Genomic DNA, 1,148 nt, shown 5'->3' on the forward strand with positions numbered 1-1,148 from the left:
AGCTACCTCGCCGGCCTCGAACTCCGCGCCTCCATGATCTGGGTCGGAGATCTCTTGCAAGCAGCCGATTGATCACGACATCACACAGGCCCTAGGGCCGACCGGCCCCCCTCACGCCATGGTCGTCCACTCCGAGGTCGTCGCGCGTGAGGTCGAACTGCACGTCCACCACCCCTTCCACGGCCCGCACCAGGCGCGCGGCCACCGGGACCAGAGCGGTGTCGCGAATCAGGCCCGTCAGCGTGACGACTCCGTCGTGCACCTCCACCCGGATGGCCGAGGACGGCAGCACGAAGAGGTACGACACGATCTCGCGCCGGACCTCCTCGGCGATGTCGTCGTCCCCGCGCAGGAAGACCTTGAGTAGATCGGCGCGGCTGACGATGCCTTCCAGCAGCCCGGTTCCGCCGACGACGGGCAGCCTCTTGACCCCCTCTCGCGCCATGGTGCGCACGGCCTCGGTGAGGGTGGCGTTCGCCCGGACCGTGACAGCGGGGGACGACATCAGGTCCCCTGCGGTGAGGGCGTCCGCCTTCGCCAGGTCGACCGGCTGACGCAGCTGGAGGTAGCCCGTCTCCGGGTCGTCCCGCAGTTCTTCTTTGGGTAGCAGGTCGGCCTCGGAGACCACGCCGACCACCCGTCCCTCGCCCTCGATCACGGGCAGGGCGCTGACCTGCCGGTCCTGCATCAGCCGCACGATCTCCTTGAACGGGGCGCGCCGCCCGACGGCGGTGACCGTGTGGGTCATGACATCGCTGACTATGTGCGGGGTGCCGTACATGATGACTCCGTAGGGGCTCTTGCGGGAGTCCGTCCGCTTCCAGCGTGAGCGGCCGAGGGACGGCGGGCCAGGGGCCGTCCGGACCCCGGGCCGGGGCATTCGGCTTTCCGCCGCCCGGCCCGTCAGGTCAGTGATCACTGCACCATGCCCGGTACGCGGCCACACTGCACGCCCGACGGCTCCGCCGACAGGGCCGGTCGGTCCCGCACAGGGCCGTGCGGCCCCTGACCCGGCGGGCACGGTGTCACCACGCTGGAGGTGGATCCTCGTCCCGGGAGGTGGAGACAATGCCCCGAACCGTCACGGTAGGTCTCGACGGCTCGCCCGAGAGCCGGCCATGAGTGAACAGACCAAAGCGAGCGCGGCG

At 70.1% G+C, this 1,148-nt stretch carries 1 protein-coding gene; it reads right to left on the bottom strand.

Features of this window, described 5'->3' with window-relative positions:
- Positions 1 to 91 precede the first annotated feature (91 nt).
- Positions 92 to 781: a CBS domain-containing protein gene (locus ACWD35_RS45595; protein ID WP_451357197.1), complete on the bottom strand. Its 690-nt coding sequence runs from the start codon at positions 779 to 781 to the stop codon at positions 92 to 94.
- Positions 782 to 1,148 lie beyond the last annotated feature (367 nt).

The organism is Streptomyces sp. NPDC002671, from assembly GCF_053592475.1.

Excerpts from the sequence above, each read along its gene's own strand:
- ACWD35_RS45595 (WP_451357197.1), bottom strand. The coding sequence starts at position 781 with ATGTACGGCACCCCGCACATAGTCAGCGATGTCATGACCCACACGGTC.